We start from the raw sequence: 13743 nt of genomic DNA, 5'->3' as shown, positions 1-13743 counted from the left end.
GAAATGCTGCCGACGACACATGAAGGGGGAACGGAATGGTCGGCAACATCCTGGTCGGGCTCGTGGCCTTGATCCATGTCTACATCGTCTACCTGGAGATGGTGCTGTGGGACACGCCACGCGGACACAAGACGTTCCGGTTGACGCCGGAATTCGCCAGCGCCTCGAAAGTGCTCGCCGCCAATCAGGGCCTCTACAACGGATTTCTCGCCGCCGGCCTGATCTGGGGGCTTTACCTCGGCGCGGCCGGTTTTCAGGTCAAGGTTTTCTTCCTGGCTTGCGTGGCCATTGCCGGCCTCTATGGCGCCGCCACGGTCGGCCGCAAGATCCTGTTCGTCCAGACCGTGCCGGCGGTGGTCGCCCTGATTGCGGTGTGGCTCGGCTGGTAGGGAAAAGGACGCCCGCGGGACCAGGGCCTTGCCGGCATCGATTTACGCCCTAGACATGAACCGACGCACAAATTCGCGTGACACTACGCGATGACAGATCAACGTTCGGTGAGCTTCAGTTCAATACGGCGGTTCTTGTTGCGCGCCTCTTCGGTGTCCGCGGGGTCGAGCGGCTGGAACTCGCCGAAGCCGGCGGCGACCAGCCGGTTGGCCGGCACGCCGTTCTCGATCAGGAACTTGACCACCGAGGTCGAGCGCGCCGTCGATAGCTCCCAGTTGTCGCGATAACGGCCGGTGCCCGACAGCGGCTTGTTGTCGGTATGGCCGTCGACCCGGAGCACCCAGTTGATCTCGGGCGGGATCTCTTTTTGCAGTTCTATGATGGCGTCAGCGAGCTTTTTCATCTCGACCTTGCCGGCGTCGTTGATCACCTCGGAGCCGGTCGGGAACAGCACCTCCGACTGGAAGACGAAACGGTCGCCGACGATGCGGATGTTCTCGCGGTCGGCGAGAATCTCGCGCAAGCGGCCGAAGAAATCCGAGCGGTAGCGATTCAGTTCCTGCACACGCTGCGCCAGCGCCACGTTCAGGCGGCGGCCGAGATCGGCGATCTTGGTGTTGGAATCGCGGTCGCGGGCTTCGGAAACGTTGAGCGCATCCTCGAGCGCGCCGATCTGCTTGCGCAATGCGGCGATCTGCTGGTTGAGGATCTCGACCTGGCTCAGCGCCTGCTGGCTGATCTGGCGCTGGCTGTCGAGTTCGCCCGAAAGAGCCGTCGCGCGCTGGTTGGCGGCGTCGCCGGCGCCCGCGCCTTGCGCCAGCAATTGTTCGAGGCGGCTCTTTTCGGCTTCCGCCGCCGACAGCGACGCCTGCAGATTGGCGAGCGAATCCTCCTTGTCCTGCGCCGTCGAGCGCTCAAGCGCCAGCAGTTGGGTCAGTTCGTTGATCTGCGAGTTGAGGCGCGAGAGCGCCGTGTCCTTGCCGGAAATCTCGCGGCCGAGCAGGAACTGCGCCAGCACGAAGACCGTGAGCAGGAACATGATGGCCAGCAGCAGCGTCGACAGCGCGTCGACGAAACCCGGCCAGTAATCGATGCGGCGGTCGGTACGCCGGCCCCTGGCGAGCGCCATGCTAATGGACCCCGGGCTTCTTCAGGGCGTCGGCGATCTTTTCCAGCGTGGTGCGCATGGCCTTCTGTTCATCGGACTGGGCCTCGACCCAGTCGCGCATGATCTGCTGCTCGGAGCGCATGTTCTTGACCAGGCCGGAAATGCCGTCGGCGAGATTGGCCATCGCGGTGGCGACGCGCGGGTTCGAGCCGCCGCCGTTCTCCTGCATGCTGCGCAGTCTCTCCGACAGCAGGCGGATCTCGTCGGAAGGTTCGGTCCTGGCCGAGTCGGAAACGATGATGTCGGACGACAGATCGGTGACCGAGGACAGCCAGTTTTCGAGCTCGGTGTAGAAGCGGGTCTGGGCGCGGCCGGCCTGCAGATCGAGGAAGCCAAGCACCAGCGAACCGGAGAGGCCGAACAGGGAGGACGAGAAGGCGGTGCCCATGCCGGCCAGCGGCGCCGACAGCCCCTGCTTCAGCGAATCGAGCACCGCGGCCGCGTCACCTGTGCCGGGATCGAGCGATTCGATGGTTTCGCGGATCGAGCCGATCGTGTTCAACAGCCCCCAGAAGGTGCCGAGCAGACCGAGGAAAACCAGTAGGCCGACGAGATAGCGCGAGGTGTCGCGGCTTTCATCGAGACGCGTGGCGATGGAATCGAGCATCGTCCGCATCGAACTGGTCGAGAAGGCCATGCTCGCGGAGCGTCCGATCATCGCCTTCATCGGTGCCAGCAGCACCGGTTCGATGGTCTCGGAGCCGGCGCGGAAAGAGTTGACCCACCGAACTTCGCGAAACAGTCGCCCGACTTGGACGAAGGCCAGCAGGATACCGACGACGAGCACGCCGACGATCAGGCCGTTCAGCCCAGGATTGGTTACGAAAGCGGTCGAGATCTGGCGGGTCAATATAGCGGCAATAAACGCCACTATGGCCAGGAAGATGACCATGGTCAGCAGGAAGACCTGCGGGCTCGACAGTTTATGTGGATCGTAGATCAGGACGTCGGAGCGTCTGCCCATGCCGAAGGATCTGAGAAAAGCCATCCGTGCCCCGTTTCCGATGCCGCTGCCGCCGATCACGTAATTCGCGACTCTAAACGGAATTGTGACCAAATTGAATGGCGCTGGCAATATTGCCAGTTAGAGCGCCAGGGCAACGAATCCCGGTTAACGGGCTGCTCTGGAGCGTTGCCGGCGCGTTGGTTGAGAAGCATCAAACGAAAGACCTGCCTGTGCCGCGGGTCCTTGGCGCAAATCTGCACCATGGGCAAATATGTACCATAGCTGCACTCACCCTGTCAAGAAAAAATTCCTATCATGAAAAGCTGCGGGCGCAAAAAGCTGTCGGCACCGCCGTGTTGTCCGTCGTCAGCATTTTTTCTAACCTGGAGTTCGGAGTCCTGGGCAGGCTGCCGAGATCGCGTGCACCATCAGAGGTGATTGATGACCAGGCAGTCGACCATGGCTGCCAGATGCAGGCCGGCGCCGGTGACGACGAAGCCGTGCCACAGCGCATTGTGGAAGCGCAGCCCCTTCCAGGCGAAGAAGATGACGCCGCAGGAATAGACGATACCACCGGCGACGATGAGCACGATCGACGTCGTCGGCAGCGTCTCGACGAGCGGCCTGACCAGGATGATGCCGCTCCAGCCGATGGCGAGATAAAAGAGAATGGCCAGCCGGTCGAAGCGGCCGGGGAGAAACACCTTGATGGCGATGCCCGTTGCCGCCGCTGTCCAGACCAGGACGATCATCCAGCTGGCCAGCGGGGAACCGTCGAGCTGGGCGAGAAAAGGCGTGTAGGTGGCAGCGATCAGAAGATAGATCGCGGCGTGATCGAAACGCCGCAGGACCCATTTGACCGGCGACGACACCGGCCACAGATTGTAGGCCAGCGATACCGAAAGCACGGTGAGCAGCGAAACGACATAGAAGGCGGCGGCGATATATTCGCCAGGTCCGACCCGAAACGCCGCCAAGGCCAGCAGCGTCGAGCCGGCCGCGATCGCCAGCACGATGCCGACGGCGTGGACGATGCCGTCGGCGATCATCTCGGCGCGCGAATAGTGCCAGCGTCCGATGAACGGGATGTCGATGTCGGGGGTGGGCCTGATGTCGTTCACTGCCGTGTTCCTGCGCCGCCCATCGCAATCTGGGCGCTCGCCGGGCAGTATTTCAAGTCTTGTTTGCGGTTTTACGACTGCGGCGCTTCAGCGCGGCGGCCGGTCAGCGCGACGTGAGCGGTCTTTTTACCGTCTTGAGCAAAGCGCGCTGGATCACTTCGTTGCCGGCGACCACCGAGCCGTTGTCGAGCATGTCCTGTCCGCCATCCATGTCCGAAACGAAGCCACCGGCCTCGCGGATCAAAAGCAGGCCGGCGGCCATATCCCATGCGGCCAGGCCGGTTTCCCAGAAGCCGTCCATACGTCCGGCGGCGACATAGGCGAGATCGAGCGAAACGGCACCCATGCGACGGACGCCGGACACTTCCGCCATGACATTGCGCAGTTCGACGAGGAAATTGCCGTGATGGCCGCGTCCCAGATGCGGCACTCCGCAGCCGACCACGGTGTCGACCAGCTTGGTGCGACCGGCGACGCGCAAGCGCCGATCGTTCATGAAGGCACCGCCGCCGCGCTCAGTGGTGTAGAGTTCGTCCATCGCCGGATTGTAGATGACGCCGGCAACGATCTGGCCCTGGCGCTCCAACGCGATCGAGACCGCGAAGAGCGGAATGCCATGCAGGAAATTGGTGGTGCCGTCGAGCGGGTCGACGATCCAGCGGTGCTGGCTGTCATCGCCTTCGACCACGCCGCGCTCTTCCATCAGGAAGGAATAGCCGGGCCGCGCCTTCGACAGTTCGGCAAAGACGATGTCCTCGGCCTTGCGATCGGCCTGGCTGACATAATCGCCCGGCCCCTTCATCGAGACCTGCAGGTTCTGGACCTCGCCGAAGTCGCGCGACAGCGAGCGGCCGGCCTTCATTGCGGCCTGGACCATGACGTTGAGAAGGGCTGAGCGTGCCATATTGTTGAAACTCCAAAAGCCTGGGGTGGATCAACCTAAATTGGATCGCGGCCCGGCTTCATCTGCTTGTCTTTTCACGCATGATCTTGCCCGAAAGTCTGCAACTTTTTGCTGCGCTGACCTTCGGTTCGAGATCATGCTCTAGTCGGCGCGGCGCACATACGTGATTTCGTTGGTGTCGACGATGATGCGCTCGCCGGCGCCGATGAATGGCGGCACCAGCACCCGGATGCCGTTTTCCAGAATCGCCGGCTTGTAGGAAGATGCCGCCGTCTGGCCTTTCACCACCGGATCCGCCTCGGTGATGGTCAGCGTGACATAGTCGGGCAACGAAATGCCGATCGGCCTGTCCTCATAGAGCTGGACCGTCACCATCATGCCGTCCTGCAGGAAAGCGGAGCGATCGCCGACGAAATCCTTGTTCAGTTCGAGCTGTTCATAGCTCTGGGTATCCATGAAGACCAGCGCCTCGTCCTGTTCGTAGAGGAAGGAAAAATCCTTCAGGTCAAGCCGGATTTGCTCGACCGTCTCGGCCGAACGGAAGCGTTCGTTGAGCTTGGTGCCGTTGATGAGGTTCTTCAGCTCGACCTGGTTGTAGGCGCCGCCCTTGCCGGGCTTGACGGTGTTGGTCCTGACCGCCACCCAGAGGCCGCCATCGTGCTCGATGACGTAGCCGGGACGGATTTCGTTGCCATTGATCTTGGCCATGATGGTGTGATCCGGGAGTGAGATTTTCGCGGAGAGCGCGATTTGCGGCTCCCAAGACCACAAAACACCCGAAGAGGCAAGCTGAGGCTGAGCGACCGTGCCGTGCAAAGGATCAGTCGAAGCGTGGAATGGTGCCGCGCTGCGGTGTCTTGTCCTGCGAGAAATCGAGCATGACCTCATCGACGTAACACCAGCCCCAGGTCTCGGGAGGGTCATAGGCTTCGATGATGGGATGGCTGGTCGCATGGAAATGTCCGGTGGCGTGGCGGTTCGGCGAACTGTCGCAACAGCCGACATGGCCGCAGGTCCGGCAGAGCCGCAGGTGCACCCACCAGGAGCCGATCTCCAGGCATTCCTCGCAACCCTCGGCACTGGGCGTCACCTTGCGGATGGAGTCGCGATGCGTGCATTGCTTGCCATGCGGAGCCATGTTGTCCTTTCCTCGCTGCCAGCGGGTGCGATGCGCCACAGGCACCGTCGATTTACCGATTGATAACCGCACCAACCGCCTCGGCAATAGCATCGGCGACCGTTGCCAGCCGCTGGATGTGTGGCGACCGCATGATAACGACCTGCATGGAAAGGTCGAGATTTTCCGTTTCGACCAGCACAACACCCTCCGGCATATGTTGCCGGAGAAGGCGCTCAGGCATCAGGCCGAGGCCATGGCGGCGGCCTTTCACCATGTCGAGCAGGGCTCACCCTTCGGCAAGGTCGTCCTCGATACGCGGTGATTTCGCGCACCGCCGTCAGGGCAGGCGGTTAGCCTTCTGCAACGCCTGCTTGGTCTGGTCGTCGCTCAGTCCTTGCAGAAAATCGTCCATCTGCGGATCGATGAGGCCGGCGCGGCGGGCGACGATGTACCAGGCGCCGGCAAGCACGAGATCCGGATCGGTGCCGATGCCGCCCATATAGAGTTTTGCCAGGCGGTTCTGGGCGGCGACATTGCCGCCTTCCGCCGCCTGCTTCATCCAGCCGAAGGCCGATTTCAGGTCGCGTCCCCCGCCGCGTCCCTCGATCATCCAGGCGGCGAGATCGATCTGCGCCGTGTCGTAGTTCTGCCGTGCCGCCTGCGCCAGCAGGCGCCGTGCCTGTGCGTCGTCGCGCGGTTTGCCGCCGACGCCATTGGCGTAGATCTGCGACATCGCATATTGCGCATCGGCGAGGCCGGTCGCGGCGGCGCGCTCATAATAGGAAACCGCTTTGGCCAAGCCCGCGTCGCCGGGATCCTGCTGGACCAGCATCTGCGCGAAATTGAACTGCGCCAGCCGGTTGCCGGCTTCGGCGGCGGCCTGCATCAGCGCGTAGGCCTCCTTCTCGTCTTTCTTGACGTAGCGGCCGTCGAGCAGCATCAGCGCGTACTGGAACTGCGATTCCGGCACGCCCTGTTCGGCGGCGAGAGCATACCATTTCGCTGCTTCAGCTGAATTCAACGGCACGCCCAGCCCGCGCGACAATATCTCGGCCACCAGCGTCTGTGCCGCCGGGTCGCCATTTTGCGCCCGAACCAGTGCGAGGTTGTAGGCCGTCTTGTAGAGCCCGCGCTGGAAGGCGCCATAGGCAGCGTCAGCCGGCTTGGCGCCGAAGCGATCGGGATTGACCGCGTCGACCGTCGGCAGCGGGGCCGGCTCGGTCGTGGTGGCGGGCTGCGGCAGCTGCTTTTCGATCGGCTTGTCGGCGTGGGCGCCGGCAGCCGGCTTGGGCTGCGGCAGGGGAATCGTTTCGGCAGCGGCGGTCTGGATCATGACCGCGGCAAGCAGGACCTGAAGGGGGAACGTTGCCGCAGCCACGTCAATCCTCGAAGCGTGGCGCGGTTTCGTCGAGCAGGGCGTTGGCGCGGGCGATCGCCGCTTTCGGATCGACGCCGTCGGCGAACACCGCGCTCGACAGCGCGACGAACTCGGCGCCGGTGGCGGCGACTGCTTCTACGGAGGCGAGATCCGACCCGGCCATGACGATGCAAGGGATCTGGATCATCCGCGCCCACCATTCGCCCAGCGACAGGTTGCGCGGATGCGGCTCGGGCTTGTTGTCGTATCCGAAGCGGCCGAAGAAGATGTAGTCGGGCCTGGTTTCACCGAGTTCGAGCGCATCGTCACGCGTCTTGGCGCCGCCGGCGCCGACCATCATTTTTGCCTGCAAGTGCTCGATCGTCTCGGCGAGTTCGGCCTTGGAGACCTCGACATGGATGCCGTCGGCCTGGACGCGGCCCGCTATGCGGGTGTCGCCGGCGATGATGACAGCCACGCCCGCTCCCTGCGCTGCCGGCACGATCTGTTCGGCAAAGGCCTGGAAGGAAGCCTCGTCCATGCCGTTCTCGGGCAGGATCAGCGAGGCGACGTCGCCGCCTTCGAACGCGGTCGCGATGCGGGCCGCCGACACGCCAGGCGGCGCGATCAGCACGATGCGACAGCGATTGGGGGGCGTTGCGTCATTCATGGTTGTTCGGTCCCGAGTTTCGCCTATGCCGGGCGAAGATGGTTGGATTGCGGCATAGAGCAAAGTGCCCGCTTTGAACAGGCGGGCAAGCGGGATCGTGATTTGGCCGGCGCTCAGCCGCCGGGCTGCGTCATTTGATGCTGCGTCATTTGATCGGGTGCGGGCCCACGGTGGACGGTCTCGGTTTCCACAGCTTCCAGCCGAGATTCATGCCGGCGGCGGCGATCAGGATGGCGGTGGCGCCGACGATTTGGGTTGGATGCAGCCGATGGCCGAAAGCCACCACATCGACCAGAATGGCGACGACGGGATAGATGAAGGACAACGATCCCTGAAGATGCGTCGGGAGCTTCTGGATGGCACCGTACATCAGGATGTACATCAGGCCGGTGTGGACGATGCCGAGCGTCGCCAGCATGGCCCAGCTCCACGGGTCAGTGGGAAGCTGCGAAAGTTTGGCGAAGGGCGCCAGCATGACGACGCCGACACAAACCTGGATAAGCGCTATCAAATGCGGCGGCGTGCCCTTGAGCTTTTTGGTGACGATTGCCGCGACGGCCCAGAAGAAGGCCGCGGCCAGCGCCATCAGGATGCCGGCAAAATAGTTCGTGCCGACATCACCGGCATCGGGCGCGGCTTGAATGATCAGCACCATGCCGGCGAAGGCGATGGCCAGCCAGGTCAGCTTAGTCAGGGTCAGCCGCTCGGCGAAGAACAGCGCGCCGAAGCCGACCAGCATGAAGGGCTGCGTGTTGTAGACAGCGGTGGCGATCGAGATCGACGCGCGCGAGAAGGCGCTGAACAGGAGCAGCCAGTTGATAACGATGGCGGCGCCGCCGAGCGCGGCGATGCCGATGACACGCAGCGACAATCTGTTTCGCAGCAATCCCAGCGACGCGCAGATGACGAGCAGCGTCAGCGCGCCGAATGCACAACGCCAGAACACCACATCCATGATCGGCTGGCCGGACAGGATGACGAACCATCCGATCGTTCCCAGGATCGCCATTGCGGCGGACATTTCGATCGTGCCACGCGCTGTCTCGTTCACAACAAACCCTCCGAATTCTTCGATGCCGGATAATCTCATGCCGTTGCGGCGCTTTCCATCGAATTAGAAAGGTGATAGCGGTGAATGGCCTAATCATATTAGGCTAAGGTCGCGAATTTGTGAGGAATGTAAAATGCTGGACGATCTCGACCGAGGTCTGCTCGAAATCCTGGTCAAGGATGCGCGCACTTCATTGAAGGACCTGGCCAGCCAGGTCGGGCTGTCGTCGCCAAGCGTTTCGGAGCGGCTTCGCCGGCTTGAGGAGCGCGGCGTCATCCGGGCGTTCACCGTGGAGATCGATCCGCTGGCGCTCGGTTACACCTTGCAGGCAATCGTGCGGATCCGGCCTCTGCCGGGCAAGCTGCATATCGTCCAAAAGCTGATCGAGGAAATCCCCGAATTCGGCGAATGCGACAAGGTGACGGGCGACGACTGCTTCGTCGCGCGTCTGTTCGTGCGCTCGATCGGCGACCTCGACGGCATTCTCGACCGCATCGCCGACAAGGCGGAGACCAGCACCGCCATCATCAAGGCGCAGCCGATCCGGCGCCGGCCGCCACCGCTTGAGGCAGCCTCGCCTCGCGACCGGGCCAAGGTCTTGCAGACTTCCTGAACAAGACCAGGTGAACCGGCCTGGCTTCAGGGCTCAGTGCCGGATCGTTTGCTGCGGCCATGCCTGTTTTTGCTGTCGCTCCGCTCGGCAATCTGGGTTATTCAGGCGTTGACGCGCTTTCCCTCCAGACCAGTTCCTCCCATGTCAGGCCTGCTTTCAGATCCGTGGTTCTACGCGGCTGCCATTCCGGCGGTCGTTCTGGTCGGCCTGTCCAAGGGCGGCTTCGGCGGCGCTGTCGGTTTCGTCGGCGTGCCGCTGATGGCGCTGACCATGCCGCCAGTGCAGGCGGCGGCGATCCTGCTGCCCATCCTGTGCCTGATGGACATCGTCTCTGTGTGGACATGGCGGGGTATCTACGACCGCAAGATGCTGGTCGATATGATGCCGGGCGCGGTCATCGGCATTGGACTGGGATGGCTGACGGCCGCACTGGTCACCGAAGAGGCGGTGCGCCTCATCGTCGGCGCCGTCGCCATCATCTTCGTGCTGCGCTGGCTCTATTTGCAGTTTCGCCATGGCGCCGGCCACGCAGCCGAACCCAACCGGGCGGCCGCCGCCCTGTGGGGCACGGTCGCCGGTTTCACCAGCTTCGTCGCCCATGTCGGCGGCCCGCCCTTCCAGGTCTACGCGCTGCCGATCCGGCTCGATCCCAAGGTGTTGTCGGGCACCGCGGCGATCTTCTTCGCGGCCACCAATGCGCTGAAGCTTGTGCCCTATTTCGCGCTCGGCCAGTTCGACACCGCCAATCTGACGGCTTCCGCCGTGCTGATGCCGCTGGCGCCGCTGGCGACCATTGCCGGTGCGTGGCTGGTGCGGCGGATGCGGCCCGAGATTTTCTATCCCTTCACCTACGCCACGGTGGCCGTGGTAGCGGTCAAGCTGCTGTGGGACGGCGTTGCCGGCCTGATGTAAGCGGGTGAGGCGGCCGCAGCCGCACTCACCATAGGGGCGGCATCAGGCAGGGCTCGGCACGAGACGACGGTTGCCGCCAAGGGCCAGCGTGGCGCCCGCCACGACGACCAGCGCCATGCCGGCGAGGATGGCGATGTCCTGCGCGGTCGGCTTGAGCACCATATCGGCGACGATCACCAGCATCACCGCGTAGTCGAACCGCGCCGTGCTCATCATGCGCTGCGCGATGGCGAGAGCGGCCGGCGTTACACCCTCCTTGGCGATCATCGCGCCCATGCGTTCGCCGGTTGGCTTGAAGATGAACATGCCGATCGAAAACGTTGTGGCGTAGCCGACCAGACCGATGATGATCCACAGATCGGAGAAGCCGACCCAGAAGCCGCACATGATGAGGCCGAAGATCAGGGTCAGCATCGACAGCGGCGCGAAGAACGTGCCGCCCAGCCGCCCGCTGGCGCAGATCGCCTGCAGCTTGTCCTCGATGTTGTCCGCGCGTTCGGCGAGCATGCCGAGCAGGAACAGCACGAAGCCGCCGCCGACCCACAGAATGGCCGAGACGACGTGGAGGAATTTGACGATAGAATACCAGTCCATGAGTTGCTCCTGAGGTGTTTCTGGTGGGCTTGGGTGGAGCTGATTTGCTCCAGCCGTCAGAGGAACGGGCGTTTAGCGTGGCGCGTGTTTCGGAACGATGTCGCGAAAATTCGGCTCTGTTTCCGGTTTCCCCGCCAACGGAAAAGGCCGCTGAGATAACGAACGCGCAACCTCATTTTCTGCTAATATGCAAAGCGTCGGGAGGGGTCGGCGCGACGTCGTCCAGAAATAGTGCCGTTGCGAGTGCGCCGACGCCGGAGTCCGGTGGCGACAACAATCGCCTGACGATCAACCCATTCCCGAAAACGGGAAAAGGCAATTCGAGGGGAACATATATGCAAGGGGTAGCACGAAATTTCTTCACACTGGCCATCATCTATTCGTTGTGCGGCATGGCGCTCGGCCTGCACATGGCGATCAGCCAGGATCATGGCCAGATGCCGACGCACGCGCATACCATGGTCGCCGGATGGCTGATGTCGCTGGTCTTCGCCTTCTTCTACCATCTGTTTCCAGCGGCCGGGCAAAAGACGCTCGCGCTCGTTCACTTCTGGCTGACGGCGGTCAGCGGCATCGGGTTGCTGATCGGCCTCTATTTCCTGCTCGCCGGCAATGCCGCGATCGAACCGCTGGTGGCCGCCTCTTCAATGGGCTTCTACGCTGCCATGCTGCTGTTTGCCGTCATCTCCCTGCCGACGGTCTGGAAGACGGCCTGAGCTGAGCTGGAATGAGCGTTGGTGCTGTGCTGTTACGGCACAGATCGGGAGGTTTGGTCAAAAAACATCGGCGCCGTTAAGCATTCATTAAGCTTTACAGGTGTTTACTATGTTCATCCAGTGATCTGGATTCTTACCGAGTGGTTGGAGCCACTTTGTTTGACGCCTCCCTGTTAAACTCCTGAGAGCCGCCTTATCCGCGGCTCTTTTTTTGTCCGCATTCCAGCGGTAGCCGCGCACTGGCTCGCCGTTAACCTTCTGTTAAACATGTGCTTGCCTTCGCCCACGACGAAGCGCATTTTCAAGCCTCAGTCATATAGGGTGCCGGACGTAACCGCAGGGGCCGAATCGCCCGGTTGCAAGTGCAGGGGCGTATCAATGAACGAGCTTTCGAAGGGCAGTGAAAAAACCGTCAAGCTGGCGGAACGCCGGGTTTTTTCGCACTCCTTCAAGCCGCTTTACCAGGAGGGCATGGGCCTGGTCGAACAGGCGGCGGAATATCTCGACGGCAAGGGCCGCGCCGAGGCGAAGAAGCTGTCCAGGCTGGCGGCTACGCTCTATGCCGCCGAATCGATGCGGCTGACCACCAGGCTGATGCAGGTTGCTTCCTGGCTGCTTTTGCAGCGCGCGGCGAATTCCGGCGAAATGACCCGCGACCAGGTCGCGTCGGAAAAATCCAAGGTGCGCCTCGACACCGCTTCCGCCCATGACGAAGCCGTCGGCTGGGCCGAACTGCCGAAGGATTTCCTCGACCTCGTCGACCGGTCGCTGCGCCTGCAGGCGCTGGTGCGCCGCATGGACGACGAGATTTACGGCGCCGGCACCGCGGTCGACATGCAGCCGGTCGGCCGCAGACCCAATCCGGTCTCCGACCAGATCAGCCTGCTCAACACGGCTTTCGCGCGCAATTAAGCGAGCTCTCAGGCATCCCCGCAAGGTCTCGTTTCCGGTTTGTTCACATTTCGCTGGCATCGCTGTCCACCGGAGGTAGACTGACCGGATGGGGGACGCGATTCGCATCATTGGTATCGATCCGGGGCTCAGGCGCACCGGCTGGGGCATCGTCGAGAGCCTCGGCAATTCGTTGCGCTTCATCGCCTCCGGCACGGTGCGTTCCGAGGATAAGGCGGCGCTGGCGACGCGGCTGTGCCAGTTGCACGACGGGCTGGCCGAAATCCTGCATACGGCCATGCCGCACGAGGCGGCGGTCGAACAGACCTTCGTCAACAAGGATGCGGTGGCGACGCTGAAGCTCGGCCAGGCACGCGGCATTGCCATGCTGGTGCCGGCGCGCGCCGGCCTCGTCGTTGCCGAATATGCGCCCAATGCCGTCAAGAAGGCGGTGATCGGCGTCGGCCATGGCGACAAGAAGCAGATCCACATGATGGTCAAGGTGCTGCTGCCGAAAGCGACCTTCGACACCGAACATGCCGCCGACGCGCTCGCCATCGCCATCTGCCACGCGCATCACCGGCAGAGCGTGGCCTACCGTATGGCGGCATTGGCATCGTGAGGGATTGTTCGGCATGATCGGCAAGCTCAAGGGCACGCTGGACGAGATCGACGAGGATCATTGCCTGGTCGATGTACATGGCGTCGGCTATGTCGCCTATTGCTCCTCGCGCACGCTGGCCGCGCTGCCCTCGCCCGGCGAAGCGGTTGTGCTGTTCATCGAGACCTATGTACGTGAGGATATGATCAGGCTCTACGGCTTCCAGTCGGTGCTGGAGCGGGAATGGTTCCGGCTGCTGATGAGCAATGTGCAAGGCGTCGGCGCCAAGGTGGCGCTGGCCATCCTGTCGACGCTGGCGCCCGCCGATCTCGCCAACGCCATTGCGCTGCGCGACATCGCCATGGTTTCTCGCGCGCCAGGCGTCGGAAAGAAGGTGGCCGAGCGCATCGTTACCGAGTTGAAGAACAAGGCGCCGGCCTATGCCGGCACTGCCTCGGGCACCATCGGCCTGAAGCAGGAACTCGGAGATGGCGTGGCGGCCGCGCCGATCGCCGACGCCGTCTCGGCGCTGGTCAATCTCGGCTATTCACGCGACACCGCGGCTAATGCGGTGGCGGCGGCGCTGAAGACGGCGGGCGAGGATGCGGATGCGCCGAAGCTGATCCGTTTTGGGCTGAAGGAACTGGCGCGGTGAGCGCTCGCTTGTCCGGTTCCCGGCCATATGCGAG

Annotated in this window: 18 protein-coding genes; 8 read left to right on the top strand and 10 right to left on the bottom strand. The window is 63.0% G+C overall.

Annotation, left to right across the window (positions count from 1 at the left end):
- The first annotated feature begins 35 nt into the window (after window positions 1–35).
- Window positions 36–389 carry a DUF1304 domain-containing protein gene (locus NKI49_RS12070; RefSeq protein ID WP_352600430.1) on the top strand — a complete coding sequence of 118 codons (354 nt, stop codon included), beginning with the start codon at window positions 36–38 and terminating at the stop codon, window positions 387–389.
- Between the two features lie 98 nt (window positions 390–487).
- On the opposite strand, the gene NKI49_RS12065 is transcribed toward NKI49_RS12070, so the two are convergent.
- The 6 genes from NKI49_RS12065 to NKI49_RS12040 all read right to left on the bottom strand — a co-directional run bounded on the left by NKI49_RS12065 (window position 488) and on the right by NKI49_RS12040 (window position 5667).
- Complete coding sequence (locus NKI49_RS12065) at window positions 488–1519, bottom strand: peptidoglycan -binding protein (RefSeq protein WP_352600428.1); 1032 nt, start codon at window positions 1517–1519, stop codon at window positions 488–490.
- 1 nt (window position 1520) lies between these two features.
- Entirely contained in the window at window positions 1521–2546 is a 1026-nt protein-coding gene (locus NKI49_RS12060; protein WP_352600426.1) for a MotA/TolQ/ExbB proton channel family protein, read from the bottom strand.
- Window positions 2547–2932: 386 nt separating this feature from the next.
- Window positions 2933–3625, bottom strand: coding sequence for a PAQR family membrane homeostasis protein TrhA (gene trhA, locus NKI49_RS12055; protein ID WP_352600423.1), 693 nt, complete (start codon window positions 3623–3625; stop codon window positions 2933–2935).
- 103 nt (window positions 3626–3728) lie between these two features.
- Complete coding sequence (locus NKI49_RS12050; protein WP_352600421.1) at window positions 3729–4529, bottom strand: inositol monophosphatase family protein; 801 nt, start codon at window positions 4527–4529, stop codon at window positions 3729–3731.
- 141 nt (window positions 4530–4670) lie between these two features.
- Window positions 4671–5237, bottom strand: coding sequence for an elongation factor P (gene efp, locus NKI49_RS12045; protein WP_352600419.1), 567 nt, complete (start codon window positions 5235–5237; stop codon window positions 4671–4673).
- A 112-nt stretch (window positions 5238–5349) separates the two neighbouring features.
- Window positions 5350–5667 carry a UBP-type zinc finger domain-containing protein gene (locus NKI49_RS12040; RefSeq protein ID WP_352600417.1) on the bottom strand — a complete coding sequence of 106 codons (318 nt, stop codon included), beginning with the start codon at window positions 5665–5667 and terminating at the stop codon, window positions 5350–5352.
- Window position 5668: 1 nt separating this feature from the next.
- Here NKI49_RS12040 and NKI49_RS12035 point away from each other — a divergent pair, with 1 nt between their 5' ends.
- Entirely contained in the window at window positions 5669–5971 is a 303-nt protein-coding gene (locus tag NKI49_RS12035) for a hypothetical protein (RefSeq protein WP_352600415.1), read from the top strand.
- Between the two features lie 15 nt (window positions 5972–5986).
- Here the strand turns inward: NKI49_RS12035 and NKI49_RS12030 are convergent, their stop codons facing one another.
- The 3 genes from NKI49_RS12030 to NKI49_RS12020 all read right to left on the bottom strand — a co-directional run bounded on the left by NKI49_RS12030 (window position 5987) and on the right by NKI49_RS12020 (window position 8727).
- Window positions 5987–6982, bottom strand: coding sequence for a tetratricopeptide repeat protein (locus tag NKI49_RS12030; RefSeq protein WP_352600520.1), 996 nt, complete (start codon window positions 6980–6982; stop codon window positions 5987–5989).
- 46 nt (window positions 6983–7028) lie between these two features.
- Complete coding sequence (locus tag NKI49_RS12025) at window positions 7029–7676, bottom strand: thiamine phosphate synthase (RefSeq protein ID WP_352600413.1); 648 nt, start codon at window positions 7674–7676, stop codon at window positions 7029–7031.
- A gap of 145 nt (window positions 7677–7821) precedes the next feature.
- A complete protein-coding gene (locus NKI49_RS12020) occupies window positions 7822–8727 on the bottom strand; it encodes a DMT family transporter (RefSeq protein WP_352600411.1) in 906 nt (301 codons plus the stop codon).
- Between the two features lie 133 nt (window positions 8728–8860).
- On the opposite strand from NKI49_RS12020, the gene NKI49_RS12015 reads away from it, so the two are divergent.
- The gene (locus NKI49_RS12015; protein ID WP_352600409.1) at window positions 8861–9340 is read left to right on the top strand and encodes an Lrp/AsnC family transcriptional regulator; all 480 of its coding nucleotides are present in this window, start codon (window positions 8861–8863) and stop codon (window positions 9338–9340) included.
- 141 nt (window positions 9341–9481) lie between these two features.
- A complete protein-coding gene (locus NKI49_RS12010; RefSeq protein ID WP_352600407.1) occupies window positions 9482–10252 on the top strand; it encodes a sulfite exporter TauE/SafE family protein in 771 nt (256 codons plus the stop codon).
- Between the two features lie 42 nt (window positions 10253–10294).
- Here the strand turns inward: NKI49_RS12010 and NKI49_RS12005 are convergent, their stop codons facing one another.
- The gene (locus NKI49_RS12005; RefSeq protein ID WP_352600405.1) at window positions 10295–10846 is read right to left on the bottom strand and encodes a DUF2269 family protein; all 552 of its coding nucleotides are present in this window, start codon (window positions 10844–10846) and stop codon (window positions 10295–10297) included.
- A 335-nt stretch (window positions 10847–11181) separates the two neighbouring features.
- Here NKI49_RS12005 and NKI49_RS12000 point away from each other — a divergent pair, with 335 nt between their 5' ends.
- From NKI49_RS12000 to ruvA, 4 genes are all read left to right on the top strand, one after another.
- A complete protein-coding gene (locus NKI49_RS12000; protein ID WP_027027270.1) occupies window positions 11182–11562 on the top strand; it encodes a hypothetical protein in 381 nt (126 codons plus the stop codon).
- 378 nt (window positions 11563–11940) lie between these two features.
- Window positions 11941–12474, top strand: a complete 534-nt coding sequence (gene rcdA / locus NKI49_RS11995; protein WP_352600403.1) for a protease adaptor protein RcdA — start codon at window positions 11941–11943, stop codon at window positions 12472–12474.
- Window positions 12475–12562: 88 nt separating this feature from the next.
- On the top strand, window positions 12563–13075 hold the full coding sequence (ruvC, locus tag NKI49_RS11990; protein WP_352600401.1) for a crossover junction endodeoxyribonuclease RuvC: 513 nt from the start codon (window positions 12563–12565) through the stop codon (window positions 13073–13075).
- Window positions 13076–13088: 13 nt separating this feature from the next.
- Complete coding sequence (gene ruvA, locus NKI49_RS11985) at window positions 13089–13709, top strand: Holliday junction branch migration protein RuvA (RefSeq protein ID WP_352600399.1); 621 nt, start codon at window positions 13089–13091, stop codon at window positions 13707–13709.
- Window positions 13710–13743: the final 34 nt, after the last annotated feature.

The sequence above is a fragment of the Mesorhizobium sp. M0587 genome (genome assembly GCF_040320945.1).
Taxonomy (GTDB): domain Bacteria; phylum Pseudomonadota; class Alphaproteobacteria; order Rhizobiales; family Rhizobiaceae; genus Mesorhizobium.
This window is presented reverse-complemented; position numbering and strand designations above follow the sequence as displayed.

What these genes read in the sequence shown, in the direction of transcription:
- NKI49_RS12070 (WP_352600430.1), top strand. Translation starts at nt 36, where the DNA reads ATGGTCGGCAACATCCTGGTCGGGCTCGTGGCCTTGATCCATGTCTAC.
- NKI49_RS12065 (WP_352600428.1), bottom strand. Translation starts at nt 1,519, where the DNA reads ATGGCGCTCGCCAGGGGCCGGCGTACCGACCGCCGCATCGATTACTGG.
- NKI49_RS12060 (WP_352600426.1), bottom strand. Translation starts at nt 2,546, where the DNA reads ATGGCTTTTCTCAGATCCTTCGGCATGGGCAGACGCTCCGACGTCCTG.
- NKI49_RS12050 (WP_352600421.1), bottom strand. Translation starts at nt 4,529, where the DNA reads ATGGCACGCTCAGCCCTTCTCAACGTCATGGTCCAGGCCGCAATGAAG.
- efp (WP_352600419.1), bottom strand. Translation starts at nt 5,237, where the DNA reads ATGGCCAAGATCAATGGCAACGAAATCCGTCCCGGCTACGTCATCGAG.
- NKI49_RS12040 (WP_352600417.1), bottom strand. Translation starts at nt 5,667, where the DNA reads ATGGCTCCGCATGGCAAGCAATGCACGCATCGCGACTCCATCCGCAAG.
- NKI49_RS12030 (WP_352600520.1), bottom strand. Translation starts at nt 6,982, where the DNA reads ATGATCCAGACCGCCGCTGCCGAAACGATTCCCCTGCCGCAGCCCAAG.
- NKI49_RS12025 (WP_352600413.1), bottom strand. Translation starts at nt 7,676, where the DNA reads ATGAATGACGCAACGCCCCCCAATCGCTGTCGCATCGTGCTGATCGCG.
- NKI49_RS12015 (WP_352600409.1), top strand. Translation starts at nt 8,861, where the DNA reads ATGCTGGACGATCTCGACCGAGGTCTGCTCGAAATCCTGGTCAAGGAT.
- NKI49_RS12010 (WP_352600407.1), top strand. Translation starts at nt 9,482, where the DNA reads ATGTCAGGCCTGCTTTCAGATCCGTGGTTCTACGCGGCTGCCATTCCG.
- NKI49_RS12005 (WP_352600405.1), bottom strand. Translation starts at nt 10,846, where the DNA reads ATGGACTGGTATTCTATCGTCAAATTCCTCCACGTCGTCTCGGCCATT.
- NKI49_RS12000 (WP_027027270.1), top strand. Translation starts at nt 11,182, where the DNA reads ATGCAAGGGGTAGCACGAAATTTCTTCACACTGGCCATCATCTATTCG.
- rcdA (WP_352600403.1), top strand. Translation starts at nt 11,941, where the DNA reads ATGAACGAGCTTTCGAAGGGCAGTGAAAAAACCGTCAAGCTGGCGGAA.
- ruvC (WP_352600401.1), top strand. Translation starts at nt 12,563, where the DNA reads ATGGGGGACGCGATTCGCATCATTGGTATCGATCCGGGGCTCAGGCGC.
- ruvA (WP_352600399.1), top strand. Translation starts at nt 13,089, where the DNA reads ATGATCGGCAAGCTCAAGGGCACGCTGGACGAGATCGACGAGGATCAT.